The organism is Cupriavidus sp. 2TAF22, assembly GCF_052115045.1.
Lineage (GTDB): Bacteria > Pseudomonadota > Gammaproteobacteria > Burkholderiales > Burkholderiaceae > Cupriavidus.
Map to the genome: position 1 here is coordinate 179521 of NZ_JBFRFX010000003.1, position 20648 is coordinate 200168.

Sequence of the window (20648 nt, forward strand, 5' to 3'; positions counted from 1 at the left end):
CGCCCGCGATGGACATCTTCGGTATTCCTCTGCCCGCCATGCTGTCCCAGCTGCTGCTGGGGCTGGTCAACGGTGCCTTCTATGCGATGTTGAGCCTCGGCCTGGCGGTGATCTTCGGCCTGCTCAACGTCATCAATTTCGCCCACGGGGCGCTGTTCATGCTTGGCGCGGTGCTGGCCTGGATGGGCATGAACTACTTCGAGCTCAACTACTGGGTGATGCTGGTGTTGTCGCCGCTGGTGGTGGCGCTGCTCGGCGTGTTGATCGAGCGCACCATGCTGCGCTGGATCTACAAGCTCGACCATATCTACGGCCTGCTGCTCACGCTGGGCATCACGCTGGTGGTCGAAGGCATCTTCCGCTCGATCTACGGCGTGTCCGGCCTGCCGTATTCGCCACCGGAACTGCTGACCGGCGCCACCGACCTCGGCTTCATGATCCTGCCCAACTACCGGGCCTGGGTGGTGCTGGCCTCGCTGGTGGTGTGCTTCTCCACCTGGTTCCTGATCGAGAAGACCAAGCTTGGCGCCTACCTGCGCGCCGGCACCGAGAACCCCAAGCTGGTGGAAGCATTCGGCGTCAACGTGCCGCTGATGGTGACGCTGACCTACGGCTTCGGCGTGGCGCTGGCGGCGTTCGCCGGCGTGCTGGCCGCACCGGTGATCCAGATCTCGCCGCTGATGGGGCAGAACCTGATCATCATCGTGTTCGCGGTGGTGGTGATCGGCGGCATGGGCTCCATCATGGGTTCGATCCTGACCGGCCTGGGGCTGGGCGTGATCGAGGGCCTGACCAAGGTGTTCTATCCCGAGGCCTCCTCCACGGTGGTGTTCTTCATCATGGTCATCGTACTGATGTTGCGCCCGGCCGGGCTGTTCGGGAGGGAGAAGTGATGAGCCAACCATCGGGCGCGGCAGTGGCCGCGGGGCAGACAAGACAGGGGCAGGGCGTGCAGAAGAAACTGTGGTACGGATTGTTGCTGGTGGCGCTGATCGTGGCGCCGATGGCCGGGGCGTATCCGGTGTTCGTGCTCAAGGTGCTGTGCTTCGCGCTGTTCGCGTGCGCCTTCAATCTGCTGATCGGCTACACCGGGCTGCTGTCGTTCGGCCATGCGGCCTTCTTCGGCGGCGCGGCCTACATGGCCGGCCATGCCATGAAGGCCTGGGGCGTGACGCCGGAGGTCGGCCTGGTGCTGGGTACGCTGACGGGCGCCCTGATCGGCTACGTGGTGGGCTGGATCGCGATCCGGCGCCAGGGCATCTACTTCGCGATGATCACGCTGGCGCTGGCGCAGATGCTGTTCTTCTTCTGCCTTCAGGTGCCTTATACCGGCGGCGAGGATGGCCTGCAGGGGATCCCGCGCGGCAAGCTGTTCGGGGTGCTGCCGCTGGCCAGCGACCTGACGCTGTACTACGTGGCGCTGCTGATCATCGTGCTGGCATTCGCGCTGATCGTGCGGACGGTCCATTCGCCGTTCGGGCAGATCCTCAAGGCGATCAAGGAGAACGAGCCGCGTACCATCTCGCTGGGCTACGACACCGACCGCTTCAAGCTGATGGTATTTGTGCTGTCGGCGGCGCTGTCGGGACTGGCGGGATCCATCAAGGCGCTGGTGCTGGGCTTTGCCACGCTGACCGACGTGCACTGGTCGATGTCGGGCTCGGTGATCCTGATGACGCTGGTGGGCGGGCTGGGTACGCTGTCGGGTCCCCTGGTCGGTGCCTTCGTGGTGGTGGCACTCGAGAACAAGCTGGGCGATATCGGCAACTTCCTCGCCTCGCTCACCGGAATCGAGTGGTTTGGTTCGCTGGGCGAATCGGTGACCATGGTCACTGGCGTGATCTTCGTGATCTGCGTGCTGACCTTCCGCCGCGGCATCATGGGAGAGCTGCTGGCGCGCTTCGGCAAGGCCCGGGAGTGATTACGGGGCAACATGCCCGGTTTTGGGGCTAGGGTTTCTTCTAGCTTGTTCGGAACGCACCGCTTAGTTACATTCCATATACGGTTTTCGCAGGTTAAATGGAGGCGGAAGCGAGGAGACGACAGGCGCGCGGTCACTAGGCTGCAGTGTCATATAAGATGAGGGCGTTGCCGGGTGATCCCCGGCAACGCCTTTTTTAATGCCTGTTTCTGGTGCATCGCACGCCACCATGCGGAATCGGCATAAGAAGGGCGAGGGCCACATGAGACAATCTGCTTCTCTCCCCGACGCCTGCCATGTCCCCCGAATTCCCATCAGCGGTGCCTCCGGCGCCACATAAACCGCCTTCTGAGGACGCTTCCTCCGCTGCCGGCTCGTATCCCCATATCCGCCTTGCTACCGCCGCCGACGCGCCAGCGCTGAGCGACTGGCTGCAGGCCGCCCGGCCGCTGCCGGTGGCTGCCGCGCGCGCGCGGAGCGCGCTGGTGGAGAGCCTGCTGGCCAGGCCGGAGCGCGGGGCTTGCGTGGTGGCGGAAGCAGCGGGGCAGCAAGTGCTGGGCTGCTTGCCCGTCACGCTGGTGCCGCATCTCGGGCTCGCCGGGCTCGCGGCGTTCGTGGCGGAATGGTGGGCCCGGCCAGTTGCAGAGACGGGTACGGCGGCTGTGGCGAATGCGGCGCTTTTCCAGGGGTGCTGCGACCTGCTGGCCGACTGGTGCCGCGCGCATGGTGTACGGCACTTGCTGCTGTCGCCTGCCTTGCTGACGGTGCGGCAGGCCGAGGCAGCGGGCTTCGTGCCGTGTGCCGGCTTGTGGCACTGCAATCTGGCACCGGCGCACAAAGACCTCGGCTGACACGCGGCGGGGGCTTGCCGCAGGCCAGTCCCGGCGTGTCGCCTTCCTGCGTTGCCTCTCCTTCCTTCCCTTCTTCTCCTCCCTGGTCTTCCGAGCGTTCCATGGATTTCGTGTTTCTCGCGGTCGCGGCTTTTCTGGCCGGCATGATCGATGCCGTCGCCGGTGGCGGCGGCCTGGTGCAGATCCCCGCCCTGTTCTCCGCCTATCCCGATATGTCGCCGGCCACCCTGATCGGTACCAACAAGGTGGCTTCGCTGGCGGGCACGGCCAACGCCGCGGTGCGCTACGGGCGCAGCGTGCGCATCTACTGGGGCGCGACCATGCCGGCGATGCTGTCGGCCTTTGTCTTTTCGATGGCCGGTGCCTACGCGCTGACGCTGATTCCCGCCGGGCCGCTGCGCAAGTCGCTGCCGTTCGTGCTGGTGATCCTGCTGGTGTACACGGTGGCCAAGAAGAACCTGGGCACCGAGCATGCGCCCACGCTTTCGGGCAGCAAGGAGCGCGCGGCAGCGCTGCTCGCGGGGGCGGCAATCGGCTTCTACGATGGCGTGTTCGGACCCGGCACTGGCAGCTTCCTGATGATCGTGTTCGTACGGGTGTTCGGCTATGACTTCCTGCATGCGTCGGCATCGACCAAGGTGGTCAACCTTGCCACCAACCTGGCGGCCTTGCTGCTGCTGGCGGCCAAGGGCCACGTATGGTGGCAGCTCGGCCTGGTGATGGCGGTGGCGAACGTCGCCGGCAGCCAGCTGGGCAGCCGCCTCGCGCTCAAGCATGGCAGCGGCTTCGTGCGCCGCGTCTTCATCGTGGTGGTGGCGGCGCTGATCGTGAAGACCGCATGGGATGCCTTCGGGCACTGAGCGGGCAGGGCGCGGCCGCCGGATTCTCGTGGCGTGTCGCGTGGCGTGCCGCACCCTGGCGGCGCTCCGGGTTAATCCGGCTTTCCGGCCCATATCGCTATTGTTAGACTCGCTACGCATTTTCGACCGTGCGGTCGGTGAATGAGCGGCACCGGGTGGCGCAGCGCGCCGCCGGGGAAACGCGCAGGACGGGAGATCGCGGTGTGGTGCGGACTGGTTCCGCGCGCACCGGGCAGCAGGCAGGCGCCGGCGTTGCGCCTGGACACGGGTCCGCAAGGACACCGCAAGCATACAAAGACAAGAAGACCAGATTGAGGCATCCGACCGGCCGGAAGCCGGCACGGATGCCTTTTCCGTTTGCCGCTATGGAAGGAGACACGATGACATTCAAGCGCGCCAGCCTGTTGGCTCTCGCCGCCGCCGCCTTGTGCGCGGGCACCGCCAACGCTCAGGTCAAGGTGGGGGTGACGGTTTCGGCCACGGGACCGGCGGCTTCGCTGGGCATCCCGGAAAAGAACACGATCTCGCTGCTGCCGAAGGAAATCGCCGGCAAGAAGATCGAGTACATCGTGCTCGACGATGCCTCCGATACCACTACCGCCGTCAAGAACACGCGCAAGCTGATCAGCGAGGACAAGGTCGATGTGGTGGTGGGTTCGACCGTGACGCCGAATTCGCTGGCGATGGTGGACGTGGTGGCCGAGAACGAGACGCCGATGATCACGCTGGCCGCCTCGGCGCGCATCATCGAGCCGATGGACGCCAAGCGCGCCTGGGTCTTCAAGACGCCGCAGAACGACTCGCACATGGCGACCGCCATTGCCGAGCACATGACCAACAACAACGTGAAGACGGTGGCCTTCATCGGCTTCGCGGATGCCTATGGCGACAGCTGGGCGCAGGAATTCGCCAAGGTCGGCGAGATGCGCAAGATCAAGGTGGTGGCCAACGAACGCTTTGCGCGCACCGATACATCGGTCACCGGCCAGGTACTGAAGATGATGGCCGCCAATCCCGACGCGGTGCTGATCGCTGGTTCGGGTACGCCCGCCGCACTGCCGGCCAAGGCGCTCAAGGAGCGCGGCTGGAAGGGCAAGATCTACCAGACCCACGGTGTTGCCAATGCGGACTTCCTGCGTGTCTGCGGCAAGGATTGCGAAGGCACCTTCCTGCCTGCCGGCCCGCTGCTGGTGGCCGAGCAGCTGCCGGACAGCAACCCGGTGAAGAAGCCCGCCATGGCCTACAAGACGGCCTACGAGAAGGCCTTTGGCGGCCAGGTTTCCACCTTCGGCGGCCACGCCTGGGACGCGGGGTTGCTGCTGCAGCGGGCCATTCCCGAGGCACTGAAGAAGGGCCAGCCTGGCACCAAGGAATTCCGCAAGGCGCTGCGCGATGCCATGGAGCAGACCAAGGAACTGCCGATCTCCCACGGCATCATGAACATGACGCCGACCGACCACCTCGGGCTGGACCAGCGCTCGCGCGTGATGGTGCTGATCACGGACGGCAAGTGGAAGCTGCAGACCAAGTAGGTTGGCTTCGGGGGTAGCCGCAAAAAGGGCGCATGCTCAGCCATGCGCCCTTTTTGTTTGTGCCGCGAGCGCGGGACGCGTGGCGCGGTCTACAGGCAATCCCGTACTTGACACCGTTTCCGTCATGCACGATCTTTAACGTGTTAATGAATTGCTGCGCCACGCCGGGAAACCGCAAAGCCGCAAAGCCGCAAAGCCGCAAAGGTGCATGGCGGCCGTGCTGCGCTGCGAATACGCTGCCCGAACCGTGTATGCGGATCGGCGCTCGGAGCCGACCCTGGGCTTGCCGCACCGCGCAAGCTAGGGTTGGTCGGGATTTGTGCTATGCGTAATTTGTTTACTATTTCGTAATCCGTGATTCGCGCCAGCCGGCATTCCTCGCCGGCCGGACGCACCAACAAAATACGGGGAGACAATGGACCTCTCGATCGCCGCCATCCTGGCGCAGGACGGGATCACCTCGGGCGCCATCTACGCGCTGCTGGCGCTGGCCCTGGTGCTGGTGTTCTCGGTGACCCGCGTCATCTTCATTCCGCAGGGTGAATTCGTCGCCTATGGCGCGCTCACGCTGGCGGCGATCCAGGCCGGCCATGCGCCGCAGAGCAGCTGGCTGCTGCTTGCCATGGGCGTGCTCACCTTTCTCTACGAGGCCGTCACCGTGCTGCGCAGCGCCGAACTGCGCCGAACCGCGGGCACACGGTTCGCGGTGCTGGCGGGCAAGTACCTGGTGTTCCCGCTCGCGGTGCATGTGCTGGCACAACAATATGCCGCGCAACCGATGCCGATGGCAGCGCAGATTGCACTGACCTTGCTGATCGTGGTGCCGCTGGGGCCAATGCTGTACCGCCTGGCCTACCAGCCGCTGGCCGAGGCCAGCACGCTGGTCCTGTTGATCGTCTCGGTGGGCGTGCACTTCGCGCTGGTGGGCCTCGGCCTGGTGATGTTCGGGGCCGAGGGCTCGCGCACCACGGCGTTCTCGGAGATGCGCTTCGACGTGGGCAGCCTGACGGTATCGGGACAGAGCCTGTGGGTGGTGGGCGTCTCCGGCTTGCTGATCGCCGCACTGTATTTCTACTTCGAGCGCACCATCGCGGGCAAGGCGCTGCGCGCCACCGCGGTCAACCGGCTCGGCGCGCGCCTGGTCGGCATCGGCACCACGCAGGCCGGGCGCCTGTCGTTCACGCTGGCCGCGGCGATGGGCGCGCTGTGCGGGATCCTGATCGCACCGCTGACCACGGTCTACTACGAATCCGGCTTCCTGATCGGCCTGAAGGGCTTCGTCGGCGCCATCGTGGGCGGCCTGGTGAGCTATCCCGTGGCTGCCGCGGGTGCCATTCTCGTGGGCCTGCTCGAATCCTATTCCTCCTTCTGGGCCAGTGCCTTCAAGGAGGTCATCGTGTTCACCCTGATCCTGCCCGTGCTGCTGTGGCGCTCGCTGAACAGCAAGCATGTGGAAGACGAAGAATAAGGAGCAGGCCATGAGTAATGCAAACGCCAAGAATGCGAATGGCAAGAGCGCCGTGGCCGGCACCGGCGCGGCGGGCAGCGCGGGCGCGACCGGCAACAGGACCCGCCGGACAAACTCCGCCGGACGCAACCGGCTTTTCCTGCTGGCCTTCGCGGTGGTGCTGGCGCTGCTGCCGGTGCTGCCCACGCCTGAATTCTGGATCACGCTGGGCAACTACATCGGCCTGTACAGCATCGTCGCCATCGGGCTGGTGCTGCTCACCGGCGTGGGCGGCATGACGTCGTTCGGGCAGGCTGCGTTCGTCGGCCTCGGCGCGTACAGCACGGCGTACCTCACCACGCAGTTCGGGCTGTCTCCGTGGCTTGGCCTGCTGGTGGGACTGGCGATCACGATGGGGTCGGCCTATGTGATCGGGCTGATCACCATGCGCATGTCCGGGCACTATCTGCCGCTGGCCACCATCGCATGGGGCTTGTCGCTGTTCTTCCTGTTCGGCAACCTGGAGTTCCTCGGCAAGTACGATGGTCTGAACGGCATCCCCGTGCTGCACGTGCTTGGCATCGAGCTGGCTTCGGGCCGCTCGATGTTCTACCTGATCTGGGCCGTGGTGCTGCTGGCGGTGATCGCCATGCAGAACCTGCTCAACTCGCGTCCGGGCCGCGCCATCCGCGCGCTCAAGGGCGGCGGCACCATGGCCGAGGCAATGGGCGTGAACACGGCGTGGATGAAGGTAGTGATCTTCGTGGTGGCCGCCGTGCTGGCCTGCATCTCGGGCTTCCTCTACGCGCACCTGCAGCGCGCGGTGAACCCGACGCCGTTCGGCCTGAACTACGGCATCGAGTACCTGTTCATGGCCGTGGTGGGCGGCGTGGGGCATGTGTGGGGCGCGGTGCTCGGCGCCGGCATCCTCACCATCCTGAAGGACGTCCTGCAAGGCGTGCTGCCCAAGCTGCTCGGCGCCAACGGCAACTTCGAGACGATCGTGTTCGGCGTGCTGATGGTGCTGCTGCTGCAGTACGCACGCGATGGCATCTGGCCTTTTATCCGCAAGCTGGTGCCCGGCGGGCCGCCGGTGCTGGCGCCCGCGCAGGCGGAGCCGCTGCCGCTGCGCGCGAAGCCGCAGGCAGGCGAGCTGATCCTCGACTTGCAGGCCGCGCGCAAGGAGTTCGGCGGGCTGGTGGCGGTCAACGATGTCAGCTTCCAGGTGCGCGCCGGCGAGATCGTAGGGCTGATCGGCCCCAATGGCGCGGGCAAGTCCACTACCTTCAATCTCGTCACCGGCGTGCTGCCCGTGACGCGCGGCGAAGTGCGCTACCGCGGCGAGGCGATCTCCGGGCTGCCGTCGCGCGAAATCGTCAAGCGCGGCATCGGCCGCACCTTCCAGCACGTGCATCTGCTGCCGACCATGACGGTGCTCGAGAACGTGGCAATCGGCGCGCACCTGCGCGGCGACTTCGCTGCGCAGGGCGGCGTCACGGCTGCCATCCTGCGCATGAACCGCGGCGAGGAAGACAAGCTGCTGCATGAAGCCGCGCGGCAGCTCGAGCGCGTGGGCCTGGCCGACTGCATGTACATGGAAGCCGGCAGCCTGGCACTGGGCCAGCAGCGCATCCTCGAGATCGCCCGCGCGCTGTGTTGCGATCCCGCGCTGCTGCTGCTCGACGAGCCCGCCGCGGGCCTGCGCTACAAGGAAAAGCAGGCACTGGCCGAGTTGCTGAAGAAGCTCAAGGGCGAAGGCATGAGCGTGCTGCTGGTCGAGCACGACATGGACTTCGTCATGAACCTCACCGACCGCCTGGTGGTGATGGAATTTGGTACGCGCATCGCGGAAGGCGTGCCCGAGGACGTGCAGAAGAACCCCGCGGTTCTCGAAGCCTATCTCGGTGGCGTGGAGTAAGGAAAAGAGATGAGCCTGATCCTCGAAGTGAAAGACCTCCATGTGCGCTATGGCAAGGTGGAGGCCGTGCACGGCGCCGGCCTCAAGGTGGAGGCCGGCCAGATTGTCACGGTGATCGGTCCCAACGGCGCGGGCAAGTCCACCATGCTCAACGCCATCATGGGCGCGCTGCCGGTCAGCGGCTCGTCGTCCGGCACGGTCAGCTACCTCGGCCACGACATGGCCGGCCTGCCCGTGGAAGGGCGGGTCGCGCGCGGCATGTGCCTGGTCCCGGAGAAGCGCGAGCTGTTTGCCTCGATGAGCGTGGCAGACAACCTGGTGCTTGGCGCATACCGCCGCAAGCGTGCCGGCGAGAAGAACTTCCTCGATCAGATGGAGGTCGTCTATGGCCTGTTCCCACGGCTGAAGGAGCGCGCCCGGCAGGATGCGGGCACGCTCTCCGGCGGCGAGCGCCAGATGCTGGCGGTGGGCCGCGCGCTGATGGCCAAGCCGCAGCTGTTGATGCTGGACGAGCCCAGCCTCGGGCTGGCGCCGCTGATCGTGAAGGAGATTTTCCACATCATCAACGATCTGCGCAGAACCGGCGTGGCGACGCTGCTGATCGAGCAGAACGCGCGGGCAGCGCTGCAGGTGGCCGACTACGGCTATGTCATCGAAACCGGGGACATGGCCATGGAAGGACCGGCGGAGGAACTGGCAGCGAATCCGAAGGTGATCGAGACGTACCTGGGACTGGCGAAAAAGGCGGCCTGAGCCTTCAATCGGCGTCTAAAATTCCCGGGATGAATAACGGCGGGCCAAGCTCGTCGTTATTTATTTGTGCGGCGGATTCGACTCCGGGAAGGTCGGTGGCATTGGGCGGAAGGGCTCGGCCCCGGCGAGAGCGCAGCGATTGGTACGCTAAATATTCACTGGATGAATGTACTTGCTCAGAATTGCTGCATTGAAATTCGTCGCAATGACAACGAAGTGTTGACGATACCGATTTCATTCGCAGTACGACTTTGAGACATCAAAATTAAAAGATAATCATCTATCCGGCGAATATTGAGCCTGGACACCCTTCACATCGGGGTCCTGGGCTGCCGTCTCGAGCAACCACTCCCTGAAGCACGCCAGCGCCGGGTACGAATGCCGCTCGCGCGGCGTGCACAGGAAGTAGCCGCGCGTCAGCCGGATCGGCAGGTCGAACGGCGCTACCACGCGCCCGGATTCGATCTCCTCGCGCACCAGGCAGCGCTGCAGCACTGCCACGCCCATATCCGCCTTGACCGCCTGCACCAGGATCGAGACCTGGTCGAAGCCCGTGGCGAGCGCGGGCGCAGCACTGGGTACGCCCGCAGCCTCCAGCCAGTGCTGCCAGTTGGCCGGTGCGGTGGTGTGGAACAGCAGGGGTTCGTCCAGCAGTGCGGCGGGGCTGGACCAGCGCCCGGCTTCGCGGCGCGCGCGGGCGCGGTCGGGATGGCAGATGGGCACGACCTCGCTGCCGATCACGTAGTCGCATTGCAGGCCTGGCCAGTGGTCAGCGGTGCCGGGCAGGATGGCGGCGTCGGGGGCCGGCCCGGAGAAGTCCTCGTCGCGACGGTAGGGCACGAAATCGAGGCGGATGTCGGGATGGCGGCGGTGGAACGCCGGCAGCCGCGGTACCAGCCAGACGCTGGCCAGGGTGGGTACGGCGGAAAGGGTGAGGTGATGCCGGCGGTCGCGCGAGAGCAGGGCTGCGCTGGCGCTTTCGATCGCCGCCAGCGGACCGGCCACCGACTCCAGCAGCTGCCGGCCAGCGTCCGTCAGGGTCAGGCGGTGGGCGTTGCGCTGGAGCAGGGAAATGCCGAAATGCGCCTCGAGCCGGGCAATGGCGCGGCTGATGGCACCCTGCGTCACACACAGATCCTCTGCCGCCCGCGTGAAGCTCCCCAGCCGGGCGGCCGCGGCAAAGGCATGCAGTTCGGACATCGACGGTGAGCGCAGCCGCATGGGGGAGGGCGGGTCCGGGAGCAGACCAGTGGGAGGTGAACTGACGATGAGCTTTGGTAATGCAATCGTGCAATATAGTCGTTTGTGCGTCACCGGTAAACTGCCCGACACTTGGCGACTTACTCAGACTTGCTCAGATAAAGCCAAGGAGAACGTCTTCATGAACCGAGCCCAGCAGTCGCGCAGGCGCCTAGTCCTGTCGTGCCTGGCAGCCACCATTGGCGCAGCCGGTGCCGGCGGTGCGCTGGCACAGGCCGCCTATCCCAATCGCCCGATCCGCCTGATCGTGCCGTTCGCCGCCGGTGGCTCGACCGACCTGTCGGCACGCCTGGTAGCGGAGTTCGGCGGCCGTGAACTGGGCCAGTCTATCGTGGTGGAGAACAAGGGAGGCGCGGGCGGTTCGCTGGGCATGGAGCAGGTCGCGCGCGCGGCCCCGGACGGCTACACCATCGGCATGGCGACGGTCAGCACGCACGGCTCCAATCCGGCGGTGTTCGCCAAGCTGAACTACGATCCGCTCAAGGATTTCGCGCCGGTGACCAATGTCGTGGCGATCCCGAGCGTCTTTGCCGTGCATCCCAGCGTACCTGCCAGGACCATGCAGGAGTTCATCGCGCTGGCGCGTGCCAACCCGGGCAAGTACAGCTTTGCTTCCCCGGGGGCCGGCTCGCTCGGTCACGCCAATATCGAGAACTTCATGATGCTGGCCAAGATCGATCTGCTGCACGTGCCTTACAAGGGCGCGGGGCTGGCGCTCAACGATGCGGTGGCAGGGCAGGTGAACGCCATCACGGACAACCTCTCATCCACGCTTCCCCACGTGAAATCGGGGCGCCTGCGCGCGCTGGCCGTGCTGGGCGCGACCCGCTCGCCGCAGCTGCCCGATGTGCCGACCTACGCCGAACTGGGCTACAAGGAGATGGGCGATGGCGGCTGGTTCGGCATCGTGGCGCCGGCAGGAACGCCGCCGGCGATCGTCGACAAGCTCAACCGCGCTGTCCACAAGGCCATGCTGAATCCGGAGTTCAAGCGCAAGGTGGAGGAGTCGGGTGGCACCCTGGTGCCGACCACGCCGGACGGATTCAAGGTGCAGATCCAGCAAGCCATGGCACGCTACGCACGCGTGGCCAAGGCAGCCAACATCAAGCTGGACTGATCGCATGAGCTGCAAGCCTGAGAACCTGGCGCAGTCCGCCGCCGAATTCGCGCCGTTCGCCTACTTCGCGCCGCAGGGCCAGCCGTTGCCGCTGGTGTGTGATTCACCGCATAGCGGCACGCGGTATCCACGGGATTTTGGCGCCGCCATCTCCGGACAGCCGCTGCGCGGCGGCGAGGATACCCATGTCGAGGCCCTGTGGGAAGCGGTGCCGCGGCATGGCGGGACGCTGATCGCGGCGAATTTCCCGCGCGTCTATATCGATCCCAACCGTACCCTCGACGACCTGGATCCGGGCCTGCTCGACGGTACCTGGCCCGAGCCACTGGCGCCAGGCGAGAAGACACGCCTGGGCTATGGCCTGATCTGGCGCAACCTGGATGCGTCCACGCCGATCTACGACCGCAAGCTCTCGCTGCAAGAGGTACGCAACCGGATAGACCGCTACTACCTGCCGTATCACCAGGCGCTGTCCGCGGCGGTGGAGGAGGCCTACGGCCGCTTCGGCGCGCTCTGGCACCTGAACCTGCACTCGATGCCGAACAATGCTTATGAGCGGCTCAAGATACAGAGCGCGCATGCATTGGCCGACTTCGTGCTCGGCGACCGGGATGGCAGTACCTGCGAGCCGGCCTTCGTCGGGCTGGTAGCTTCCGAGTTGCGGGCGATGGGCTATACGGTGGCCTGCAATGATCCGTACAAAGGGGTGCAGCTGATTGCGCAGATCGGTCGCCCGGCGGAGCGGCGCAACAGCCTGCAGATCGAGATCCGGCGGCCGCTGTATATGGATGAGGCGACGCGCGAGCGCAATGCCGGATTTGCCCGGGTGCAAGCCGACCTGGGCAGGCTGGTAGAACGCATTGCCGCCTATGTCCGGGAGCAGGGCGGCGCATAGCGCCACCGCAATCGTGGCGTGACGGAAGGCCGGGCCTGGTGCCCGGCTTTTTTGTTTCACGTGGAACACACTCGAGTCTTCTATGCGGCATGTTTCACGTGAAACGTGTTGCTGCGCAAAAAAGCAGCAGCGATTGCCGCTATAATTCGGCATCCCGAATGATTCCCGTCAGCCTCCCGGAGGAGGTCCCGTCCATGCTTTACCCAAAAGAATTCGATGTCATTGTCGTCGGTGGTGGCCACGCCGGCACCGAAGCCGCGCTCGCCGCTGCACGTATGGGCTGCCAGACGCTGCTGCTGAGCCATAACATCGAAACGCTCGGCCAGATGAGCTGCAATCCGTCGATCGGCGGCATCGGCAAGGGCCATCTCGTCAAAGAGGTGGATGCAATGGGTGGCGCCATGGCCGCGGCCACGGATGAGTCGGGCATCCAGTTCCGTATCCTCAACTCCAGCAAGGGCCCGGCTGTGCGTGCCACGCGCGCCCAGGCGGACCGCGTGCTGTACCGCAAGGCAATCCGGACACGGCTGGAGAACCAGCCCAACCTGATGCTGTTCCAGCAGGCAGTGGACGACCTGATGGTGGAAGGGGATCGCGTAGTCGGGGCCGTGACCCAGGTCGGTATCGCCTTTCGCGCCCGCGCGGTGGTGCTGACCGCCGGTACCTTCCTGGATGGCAAGATCCACGTGGGCCTGGACAACTACACCGGTGGACGCGCTGGCGATCCGGCATCGGTTTCCTTGTCCGCGCGCCTGAAAGAACTGAAGCTGCCGCAGGGCCGCCTCAAGACGGGCACGCCGCCGCGTATCGATGGCCGGACCATCGATTTCTCGGTGATGGAGGAGCAGCCCGGCGATCTCGACCCGGTGCCGGTGTTCTCCTTCCTGGGGCGCGCCGAGCAGCATCCGCAGCAACTGCCTTGCTGGATCACCCATACCAACACCCGCACCCACGACATCATTCGCGGCGGCCTCGACCGCTCGCCGATGTACACGGGCGTGATCGAAGGGGTGGGGCCGCGCTACTGCCCGAGCATCGAGGACAAGATCCATCGCTTTGCCAGCAAGGACAGCCACCAGATCTTCCTCGAACCCGAAGGGCTGACCACCAACGAGTTCTATCCCAACGGCATCTCCACCAGCCTGCCGTTCGATGTGCAGCTCGAACTGGTGCATTCGATCCGCGGCATGGAGAACGCGCATATCCTGCGCCCTGGCTATGCCATCGAGTACGACTACTTCGATCCGCGTGCGCTGAAGGCGTCGCTGGAATCGAAGGCAATCCAGGGCCTGTTCTTCGCAGGGCAGATCAACGGCACCACCGGCTACGAAGAAGCCGCCGCCCAGGGCCTGCTGGCCGGCATCAACGCGGGATGCTTCGTACGCGAGCGCGCAGCCTGGACGCCGCGCCGGGACCAGGCCTATCTTGGGGTTCTGGTCGATGACCTGATCACCCGCGGGGTGTCGGAACCGTACCGGATGTTCACCAGCCGCGCAGAATTCCGTTTGAGCCTGCGGGAAGATAATGCCGATATGCGTCTGACAGAGGCTGGTCGGGAGCTCGGCGTGGTCGACGATGTGCGCTGGGATGCATTCAACCGTAAACGCGACGCCGTTTCACGTGAAACAGAGCGTTTGAAGACCACCTGGGTCAATCCGGCCCTGCTGCCGGAGGCCGATGCCGTGCCCTTGCTCGGCAAGGCCATCGAGCGCGAGTACAACCTCGCCGACTTGCTGCGCCGCCCCGCCGTGGCGTACGACGCATTGATGGCGTTGCAGGATGGGAAGTACGCACCCAAGCAGCCGCTCGACGCCGATCCCTTGCTGACCGGACAGATCCGCGAGCAGATCGAGATCGGCATCAAGTACCACGGCTATATCGCACGCCAGGCCGCCGAGGTCGTCAAGCTGGAGGCGAATGAAACCACGCGCCTGCCGGACGGCTTCGACTACACCGAAGTGCGCGGCCTCGGTTTCGAGGTCAGCCAGAAACTGAACCAGCACCGACCCGAGACGCTCGGCCAGGCTTCGCGTATCTCGGGTGTGACGCCGGCCGCGATCTCGCTGCTGTTGGTTCACCTGAAGAAGCGGGGCATGGGCCGTACCAAGTCCGGCTCCGGCCAAGAGGCAGCCTGAGTGCGGGGCCAACGCTACCCCGCCGTGGATGACGCCGACCAGCGCCGCCGCCTGGAAGCCGGGCTGTCCGCCATCGGGCTTGCACCTGGCGCGGCACAGATCGACCAGCTCTTCGCGTACCTGGCGCTGCTGCGCAAGTGGAATGCAATCTACAACCTGACCGCCATCCGCCATCCCGACGAGATGCTGACGCACCATATGCTCGACTCGCTGGCCGCCGTCCCGGCGCTGGCGGAGGCCGCGCGCAGCGTTGCGGTGGAGGAGGGCGCGCGCGCCCGCGTGCTCGACGTCGGTTCCGGCGGCGGCATGCCCGGCCTGCCGCTGGCCATTACCTGCCCGGACCTGTCCGTGCTGATGGTCGACATCGTGCAGAAGAAGACGGCATTCCTGACGCAGTGCCGGGCGCAGCTTGGCCTGTCGAATGCCGCCGCCCACTGGGGACCAGTGGAGAAGCTGGACGATGCCAGGGGCTACGCCGTCATCACCTCGCGTGCGTTTGCCGAGCTGAGCGACTTCGTCTCGCTCGCCGGCCACCTGCTCGCGCCGCAAGGCAAGCTGATCGCGATGAAGGGCGTTTATCCGCAGCCCGAAATCGACCGCATGGAAGCGGCGGGGATGATGGAGGAGTGGCAGGTCGAGGCGGTGCCGCGCCTGACCGTGCCGGAACTGGATGCAGAACGTCACCTGGTGGTGCTGTCGCGCCGCTGACCCGGCCGGTGGTTGTCGCCGGCGTCCACCCCGGCAGGTTGAAATCAAGCAGGAGCAGCTAAGAGCTTATGGCCAAGGTATTCGTGATCGCAAACCAGAAGGGCGGCGTCGGCAAGACCACCACCACGGTGAATCTTGCCGCCGGACTGGCGGCCCAGCAGCAGCGCGTGCTGCTGGTCGACCTCGATCCGCAGGGCAATGCCTCGATGGGCTCGGGCATCGACAAGCAATCGCTTGAACATAGCGTCTACCAGGTCCTGGTGGGCCTTTCGTCGATCGCGCAGGCGCGCCAGTATTCCGAGTCGGGCAAGTACGACGTGCTGCCCGCCAATCGCGAACTGGCCGGTGCCGAAGTGGAACTGGTCGAACTGGACCAGCGCGAGCGCCGCCTGAAAAATGCCATCGCCGAAGTCGATGCCGAGTACGACTTCGTGCTGATCGACTGCCCGCCGTCGCTGTCGCTGCTGACGCTCAACGGCCTGTGCGCCGCCAACGGCGTGATCGTGCCGATGCAGTGCGAGTACTTCGCGCTCGAAGGGCTGTCCGATCTCGTCAATACCATCAAGCAGGTACACGCCAATCTCAACCGCGACCTCAAGGTGATCGGTTTGTTGCGTGTGATGTTTGATCCACGTGTGACCTTGCAGCAGCAAGTGTCCGCCCAGCTGGAATCGCATTTCGGCGAGAAGGTGTTCAAGACCGTCATCCCGCGCAATGTGCGGCTGGCGGAAGCGCCGTCCTACGGCGTGCCGGGCGTGGCCTTCGATCCGTCCTCCAAGGGCGCGAAGGCCTACCTGGACTTTGGCGCAGAGATGATTGCTCGGGTCAGGTTGCTCGACTGAGCGGGCTTCGTACAGAAGATAGCAAGCGGGATAACGAGATGAGCACTGCAAAGAAAAAGGGCCTGGGCCGCGGACTGGAAGCCTTGCTTGGCGGCCCCGCCGAAATCGTCGATGCCGTGAAGCAGGAGGGCGCGCCCTCCGTGCTGCGCCTGGATCAGCTGCAGCCCGGCAAGTACCAGCCGCGCACGCGCATGGACGAAGGCGCGCTGCAGGAGCTGGCCGCGAGCATCCGCGCGCAGGGCCTGATGCAGCCGATCCTGGTGCGCCGGGTGGCGGAGCCGGACCGCTACGAGATCATCGCCGGCGAGCGCCGCTTCCGCGCGTCGCGCATCGCCGGGCTTGAACAAGTGCCGGTGCTCGTGAAGGATGTGGCCGACGACGCCGCCGCCGCAATGGCGCTGATCGAGAACATCCAGCGCGAGGACCTCAATCCGCTGGAAGAGGCGCAAGGCATCATGCGGCTGGTGCGCGAATTCGATTTCACGCACGAGCAGGCGGCCGAGTCGGTGGGGCGCTCGCGCAGCGCGGTGTCCAATCTGCTGCGCCTGCTCAACCTGGCCCAGCCGGTGCAGACCATGCTGATGGCGGGCGATCTCGACATGGGACACGCGCGCGCGCTGCTCGCCGTGGACGGCGCCAACCAGATCACGCTCGCCAACCAGATCGTCAACAAACGCCTCTCGGTACGTGAAACCGAGAAGCTGGTCGCATCCACGCTCAGGCCGCTCGATCTGCGCTCGATGCGGCAGAATGGCGTGGCGCCGGCACGCGATGTCGCGCGTCTCGAGGAGGAGTTGTCCGACGTGCTTGGCCTGCCGGTGCAGATCAAGCTGGGCGTGCGCGGCAAGGGCCAGCTCACCATTCACTTCACCAGCAACGATGCGCTCGACGGTGTGCTCACGCGTCTGCGCGAGCAGGGCGAAAGCCAGTCCCCGGCCTGACGACAGGCTCAGCTTTATTTTCCTAAAATAGTGCGCGATTAACGCACGGCGCTCGCGAAGCGGGCGCCGCGGTTGCGCCTGCGCGACGGACTTTGTCAGGCTTTGTCAGGTTTACGCAAGGCCAATAAACGATGATGTTGCGCCACGCGGGCCGAAAGTCTCAATTACCTGCCGCGTTATTGGCGCGCCGTCGCTTCGCGCGCAGTATGGCCTCGTGGGCGAAAGGAGATTGCGCACCGTTGCAAGGAGACTGTAAGCAGATTGACTCTGATGGTGCATTCCTCGTAAAATCGTGCGGTTTGAATTCCAGCCGGTCCAAGAAAGTTCCGAGCATGGAGTTAACAACCAGCAGAGGCAATACGCAGGTGGTTTCTGATCGTCGAGATGCCCGTCAGGACAAGGACTGGCAGGCGCGCGATGCCTGGGAGGACGAGGCAGAGCGCGAGGAAGAGGCGGTCGAGCCGCTGTCGCGCGCGGAAGCGGAAACGCTGCTCGGTGCGCGTGCGCTGCGCCCTTCGCGCATGACGCCCGGCAGGGTCGTGCTGGCGCAGGTGGCGGTGACGGTTCTGTCGGCCATTGCGTGGCGAGTGTTCGCCAGCGGCGATGCCGCGGCGGCTGGCTGGTCCGCGCTGTTTGGCGGCGTCGTATGTTTCGTGCCGAGCGGTTTTTTCGCGTTGCGCCTGTGGCTGTCGCGCGAGCGTACCTCGGTCGGCGGCCTGGTCGTCGGCGAGGCCATCAAGGTGTTTGCCACCGTCGCCCTGTTTGTGCTGGTGGTGGTGCTGTACCGCGAGTTGCGCTGGGTGCCGATGCTGGTCACGTTTTTGCTGGCGCTGAAGACCTACTGGGTGGCGCTGGCGATTCGCTGAACGCGTCGCTGCGGACTTGTCCACAGACAAGGCGGCCGCGGTGGTTCGAATACAGTGCATCCCATCGAGTTGGGGCACGAAAACGGAATATCAAGAGTTTTTTGGCGTGGCGCGTCACAACGGTGAAGCGCGGCGCAGATAAGGTTAAGACGTCCTTGCCCGCGGTGACCAGCGACTCATGCTGAAGGCGGTGCAAGAAGCGTACCGGCAGAATGCCGGCCACTGGTTTCGCAATATTACGGTTCGTTTCGACATGTCAGCTGCTCAAGGCGCCGAACAGGCGCTCACCCCCTCCGGCTATATCGCCGAACACTTGCAGAACCTGAACACGGTTGGCGGCAAGCAAGCCTCCGTGGTCGATTTCAGCGTCCTCAACTACGACACGGTGTTCTGGTCGGTCCTGTGCGGGGCGATCGCCGTGATCTTCCTGTACGCCGCCGCGCGCCGCGCCACGGCCGGCGTGCCGGGCCGCTTCCAGGCCTTCGTCGAGATGATCGTCGAAATGGTCGACGACCAGGCCAAGGGCATCATCCATGGCGACCGTTCCTTTATCGCCCCGCTGGCGCTGATGGTGTTCTGCTGGATCACCGTGATGAACGCCATCGACTTGATCCCGGTCGACTGGGTCACCGGCCTGAACGGCCTGCTGGGCATCTTCCACATCCACCTGCCGCACCACCGCGCGGTTGCCACGGCCGACCTGAACGGTACGCTGGGCATGTCGTGCTCGGTGCTGGTGCTGATGATTTACTACAGCTTCAAGATCAAGGGCGCCGGCGGCTTCATGCACGAGCTGTTCTCGGCCCCGTTCGGCGCCAAGTGGTACCTGGCCCCGTTCAACCTGGTCCTGAATCTCATCGAATTCCTCGCCAAGGCGGTTTCGCTGGGCATGCGGTTGTTCGGCAACATGTACGCCGGCGAACTGGTGTTCCTGCTGATCGCGCTGCTGGGTTCCATCTGGACGTTCGGTGCGGACCTGTCCGCGCTGGGCTTCGTCGGTCACGTGCTGGCCGGTACCGTATGGGCGATCTTCCACATCCTGATCGTCCTGCTCCAGGCCTTCATTTTCATGATGCTGACGCTGGTGTACATCGGCCAGGCACATGATCACCACTGATTTTCCGGTTTTTGGTTTTTTGGTTTTCAGTTTTTCAAGTTCCAAGTCTCTCTAAATTAAAGGAGTCGTCATGCAAGCATATCTCGCCAACATCCAGGGTCTGACCGCTATTGGTATCGGCATCATCATCGGTCTGGGCGCAATCGGCGCCTGCCTGGGTATCGCCCTGATGGGTGGCAAGTACATCGAAGCGTGCGCACGTCAGCCCGAGCTGATGAACCCGCTGCAAACCAAGATGTTCCTGCTGGCTGGCCTGATCGACGCAGCATTCCTGATCGGCGTGGGCGTTGCAATGCTGTTCGCATTCGCCAACCCGCTGCTGGCTGTCATCAAGTAATTCTTTTCGGTCTGCATGATGCTGACGGGCGGCGCGGGCCACTTAGCCTGGCCGCCCTTGCGCATTTATCTGTAGTTTGATTACCGAAAGGAACACACCATGAATCTGAACGCAACGTTTCTTGCGCAGATGGTCGTGTTCTTCATCCTGTGGTGGGTAGTTGCCAAATTCATTTGGCCGCCGCTGGTGAAGGCGCTCGACGAACGCGCAAAGAAGATCGCCGATGGCCTCGCCGCTGCCGAAAAGGGCAAGGCTGAGCTCGAACTCGCCAACAAGCGTGTGGACCAGGCCCTGGCCGAAGCCCGCACCGAAGGTGCTCAACGCGTCGCCGACGCCGAGAAGCGCGCCCAGCTGACGGCAGACGAGATCAAGCATAACGCCCAGGCGGAAGCCGCACGCATCATTGCCCAGGCCAAGGCCGAAGCGGACCAGCAAGTCACCCGCGCGCGCGAACAGCTGCGCGACCAGGTTGCCGTGCTGGCCGTCAAGGGTGCCGAGCAGATCCTCAAGCGCGAAGTGAACGCGCAGGTCCACTCCGACCTGCTCAATCAACTCAAGGCTGAGCTCTAATCATGGCTGAAACCGCAACCATTGCCCGTCCCTACGCCGAGGCGCTGTTCCGCGTCGCGACCGAATCGAGCGGCAATCTGGATGCATGGTCCGAGCTGGTGTCGGAAATGGGGCAAGTCGCCGCCAATCCCGACATGAAGGCGGTGGCTGGCGATCCGAACGTGCACGGCGACAAGCTGGCTGCACTGTTCCTGTCGGCCCTGAAATCTCCGGTCAATGACGAAGCCAAGCGCTTTGTCGGCCTGCTGGTGGACAACCACCGCCTGGCCGTGTTGCCGGAAATCGCCGAGCAGTTCCATGCGCTCAAGAACGCCCGTGAAGGGTCGGCCGATGTCGAGATCACGAGTGCCTTCCCCATCGAAGGCGCAACCCTGACCGACCTCGTCGCCGCGCTCGAACGCAAGTTCGGCCGCAAGCTGCAGCCCTCGGTTGCGGTAGACCCGTCGCTGATCGGCGGTGTGCGCGTCAAGGTTGGCGACGAAGTCCTCGACACCTCCGTGCGTGCGCGCCTGGCTGCGATGCAAGTCGCGCTGACCGCCTGATGCGCGCAAGCGCTCACCGGCCGACGGATTGAAGAA

20 protein-coding genes are annotated in these 20648 nt (G+C 64.8%); 19 read left to right on the top strand and 1 reads right to left on the bottom strand.

Features of this window, described 5'->3' with window-relative positions; translation table 11 throughout:
• Positions 1–8 precede the first annotated feature (8 nt).
• The 8 genes from AB4Z48_RS05480 to AB4Z48_RS05515 all read left to right on the top strand — a co-directional run bounded on the left by AB4Z48_RS05480 (position 9) and on the right by AB4Z48_RS05515 (position 9282).
• Positions 9–893: a branched-chain amino acid ABC transporter permease gene (locus tag AB4Z48_RS05480; protein ID WP_441612868.1), complete on the top strand. Its 885-nt coding sequence runs from the start codon at positions 9–11 to the stop codon at positions 891–893.
• On the top strand, positions 893–1921 hold the full coding sequence (locus tag AB4Z48_RS05485) for a branched-chain amino acid ABC transporter permease (RefSeq protein WP_441612869.1): 1029 nt from the start codon (positions 893–895) through the stop codon (positions 1919–1921). Before AB4Z48_RS05480 ends, AB4Z48_RS05485 begins: the two co-directional genes overlap by 1 nt.
• Positions 1922–2217: 296 nt before the next feature.
• On the top strand, positions 2218–2772 hold the full coding sequence (locus tag AB4Z48_RS05490; RefSeq protein ID WP_441612870.1) for a hypothetical protein: 555 nt from the start codon (positions 2218–2220) through the stop codon (positions 2770–2772).
• Positions 2773–2873: 101 nt separating this feature from the next.
• The gene (locus AB4Z48_RS05495) at positions 2874–3632 is read left to right on the top strand and encodes a sulfite exporter TauE/SafE family protein (RefSeq protein ID WP_441612871.1); all 759 of its coding nucleotides are present in this window, start codon (positions 2874–2876) and stop codon (positions 3630–3632) included.
• Positions 3633–4012: 380 nt separating this feature from the next.
• Complete coding sequence (locus tag AB4Z48_RS05500) at positions 4013–5164, top strand: ABC transporter substrate-binding protein (RefSeq protein WP_441612872.1); 1152 nt, start codon at positions 4013–4015, stop codon at positions 5162–5164.
• 415 nt (positions 5165–5579) lie between these two features.
• Complete coding sequence (locus AB4Z48_RS05505; protein WP_441612873.1) at positions 5580–6632, top strand: branched-chain amino acid ABC transporter permease; 1053 nt, start codon at positions 5580–5582, stop codon at positions 6630–6632.
• A gap of 10 nt (positions 6633–6642) precedes the next feature.
• A complete protein-coding gene (locus tag AB4Z48_RS05510) occupies positions 6643–8529 on the top strand; it encodes a branched-chain amino acid ABC transporter ATP-binding protein/permease (RefSeq protein ID WP_441612874.1) in 1887 nt (628 codons plus the stop codon).
• Between the two features lie 9 nt (positions 8530–8538).
• Entirely contained in the window at positions 8539–9282 is a 744-nt protein-coding gene (locus AB4Z48_RS05515; protein WP_441612875.1) for an ABC transporter ATP-binding protein, read from the top strand.
• 276 nt (positions 9283–9558) lie between these two features.
• On the opposite strand, the gene AB4Z48_RS05520 is transcribed toward AB4Z48_RS05515, so the two are convergent.
• A complete protein-coding gene (locus AB4Z48_RS05520; RefSeq protein ID WP_441612876.1) occupies positions 9559–10503 on the bottom strand; it encodes a LysR substrate-binding domain-containing protein in 945 nt (314 codons plus the stop codon).
• Between the two features lie 160 nt (positions 10504–10663).
• Between AB4Z48_RS05520 and AB4Z48_RS05525 the strand changes: the two genes are divergently transcribed.
• The 11 genes from AB4Z48_RS05525 (at position 10664) to AB4Z48_RS05575 (ending at position 20612) form a co-directional block, all read left to right on the top strand.
• Positions 10664–11659: a tripartite tricarboxylate transporter substrate binding protein BugE gene (locus AB4Z48_RS05525; protein ID WP_441612877.1), complete on the top strand. Its 996-nt coding sequence runs from the start codon at positions 10664–10666 to the stop codon at positions 11657–11659.
• A gap of 4 nt (positions 11660–11663) precedes the next feature.
• Positions 11664–12554: an N-formylglutamate amidohydrolase gene (locus tag AB4Z48_RS05530; protein ID WP_441612878.1), complete on the top strand. Its 891-nt coding sequence runs from the start codon at positions 11664–11666 to the stop codon at positions 12552–12554.
• Positions 12555–12748: 194 nt separating this feature from the next.
• A complete protein-coding gene (gene mnmG / locus AB4Z48_RS05535) occupies positions 12749–14689 on the top strand; it encodes a tRNA uridine-5-carboxymethylaminomethyl(34) synthesis enzyme MnmG (protein WP_441612879.1) in 1941 nt (646 codons plus the stop codon).
• On the top strand, positions 14690–15397 hold the full coding sequence (gene rsmG / locus AB4Z48_RS05540) for a 16S rRNA (guanine(527)-N(7))-methyltransferase RsmG (protein WP_441612880.1): 708 nt from the start codon (positions 14690–14692) through the stop codon (positions 15395–15397).
• 68 nt (positions 15398–15465) lie between these two features.
• On the top strand, positions 15466–16239 hold the full coding sequence (locus tag AB4Z48_RS05545) for a ParA family protein (RefSeq protein ID WP_441612881.1): 774 nt from the start codon (positions 15466–15468) through the stop codon (positions 16237–16239).
• A 38-nt stretch (positions 16240–16277) separates the two neighbouring features.
• On the top strand, positions 16278–17180 hold the full coding sequence (locus AB4Z48_RS05550) for a ParB/RepB/Spo0J family partition protein (protein ID WP_441612882.1): 903 nt from the start codon (positions 16278–16280) through the stop codon (positions 17178–17180).
• Positions 17181–17512: 332 nt separating this feature from the next.
• Positions 17513–18046 carry an ATP synthase subunit I gene (locus AB4Z48_RS05555; protein ID WP_441613049.1) on the top strand — a complete coding sequence of 178 codons (534 nt, stop codon included), beginning with the start codon at positions 17513–17515 and terminating at the stop codon, positions 18044–18046.
• Between the two features lie 253 nt (positions 18047–18299).
• Positions 18300–19163, top strand: coding sequence for a F0F1 ATP synthase subunit A (atpB, locus tag AB4Z48_RS05560; protein WP_441612883.1), 864 nt, complete (start codon positions 18300–18302; stop codon positions 19161–19163).
• A gap of 70 nt (positions 19164–19233) precedes the next feature.
• The gene (atpE, locus tag AB4Z48_RS05565; protein ID WP_006157246.1) at positions 19234–19500 is read left to right on the top strand and encodes a F0F1 ATP synthase subunit C; all 267 of its coding nucleotides are present in this window, start codon (positions 19234–19236) and stop codon (positions 19498–19500) included.
• A 99-nt stretch (positions 19501–19599) separates the two neighbouring features.
• Positions 19600–20070 carry a F0F1 ATP synthase subunit B gene (locus AB4Z48_RS05570; RefSeq protein ID WP_441612884.1) on the top strand — a complete coding sequence of 157 codons (471 nt, stop codon included), beginning with the start codon at positions 19600–19602 and terminating at the stop codon, positions 20068–20070.
• Between the two features lie 2 nt (positions 20071–20072).
• Positions 20073–20612 (top strand): F0F1 ATP synthase subunit delta, encoded by a 540-nt coding sequence (locus tag AB4Z48_RS05575; protein ID WP_441612885.1) that lies wholly within the window; start codon positions 20073–20075, stop codon positions 20610–20612.
• The last annotated feature ends 36 nt before the right edge of the window (positions 20613–20648 follow it).

Excerpts from the sequence above, each read along its gene's own strand:
- AB4Z48_RS05480 (WP_441612868.1), top strand. The coding sequence starts at position 9 with ATGGACATCTTCGGTATTCCTCTGCCCGCCATGCTGTCCCAGCTGCTG.
- AB4Z48_RS05530 (WP_441612878.1), top strand. The coding sequence starts at position 11,664 with ATGAGCTGCAAGCCTGAGAACCTGGCGCAGTCCGCCGCCGAATTCGCG.
- AB4Z48_RS05545 (WP_441612881.1), top strand. The coding sequence starts at position 15,466 with ATGGCCAAGGTATTCGTGATCGCAAACCAGAAGGGCGGCGTCGGCAAG.
- AB4Z48_RS05490 (WP_441612870.1), top strand. The coding sequence starts at position 2,218 with ATGTCCCCCGAATTCCCATCAGCGGTGCCTCCGGCGCCACATAAACCG.
- AB4Z48_RS05525 (WP_441612877.1), top strand. The coding sequence starts at position 10,664 with ATGAACCGAGCCCAGCAGTCGCGCAGGCGCCTAGTCCTGTCGTGCCTG.
- AB4Z48_RS05495 (WP_441612871.1), top strand. The coding sequence starts at position 2,874 with ATGGATTTCGTGTTTCTCGCGGTCGCGGCTTTTCTGGCCGGCATGATC.
- atpB (WP_441612883.1), top strand. The coding sequence starts at position 18,300 with ATGTCAGCTGCTCAAGGCGCCGAACAGGCGCTCACCCCCTCCGGCTAT.
- AB4Z48_RS05550 (WP_441612882.1), top strand. The coding sequence starts at position 16,278 with ATGAGCACTGCAAAGAAAAAGGGCCTGGGCCGCGGACTGGAAGCCTTG.
- AB4Z48_RS05500 (WP_441612872.1), top strand. The coding sequence starts at position 4,013 with ATGACATTCAAGCGCGCCAGCCTGTTGGCTCTCGCCGCCGCCGCCTTG.
- AB4Z48_RS05555 (WP_441613049.1), top strand. The coding sequence starts at position 17,513 with ATGGAGTTAACAACCAGCAGAGGCAATACGCAGGTGGTTTCTGATCGT.
- AB4Z48_RS05570 (WP_441612884.1), top strand. The coding sequence starts at position 19,600 with ATGAATCTGAACGCAACGTTTCTTGCGCAGATGGTCGTGTTCTTCATC.
- atpE (WP_006157246.1), top strand. The coding sequence starts at position 19,234 with ATGCAAGCATATCTCGCCAACATCCAGGGTCTGACCGCTATTGGTATC.
- AB4Z48_RS05510 (WP_441612874.1), top strand. The coding sequence starts at position 6,643 with ATGAGTAATGCAAACGCCAAGAATGCGAATGGCAAGAGCGCCGTGGCC.
- mnmG (WP_441612879.1), top strand. The coding sequence starts at position 12,749 with ATGCTTTACCCAAAAGAATTCGATGTCATTGTCGTCGGTGGTGGCCAC.
- AB4Z48_RS05520 (WP_441612876.1), bottom strand. The coding sequence starts at position 10,503 with ATGCGGCTGCGCTCACCGTCGATGTCCGAACTGCATGCCTTTGCCGCG.
- AB4Z48_RS05575 (WP_441612885.1), top strand. The coding sequence starts at position 20,073 with ATGGCTGAAACCGCAACCATTGCCCGTCCCTACGCCGAGGCGCTGTTC.
- AB4Z48_RS05515 (WP_441612875.1), top strand. The coding sequence starts at position 8,539 with ATGAGCCTGATCCTCGAAGTGAAAGACCTCCATGTGCGCTATGGCAAG.
- AB4Z48_RS05485 (WP_441612869.1), top strand. The coding sequence starts at position 893 with ATGAGCCAACCATCGGGCGCGGCAGTGGCCGCGGGGCAGACAAGACAG.
- AB4Z48_RS05505 (WP_441612873.1), top strand. The coding sequence starts at position 5,580 with ATGGACCTCTCGATCGCCGCCATCCTGGCGCAGGACGGGATCACCTCG.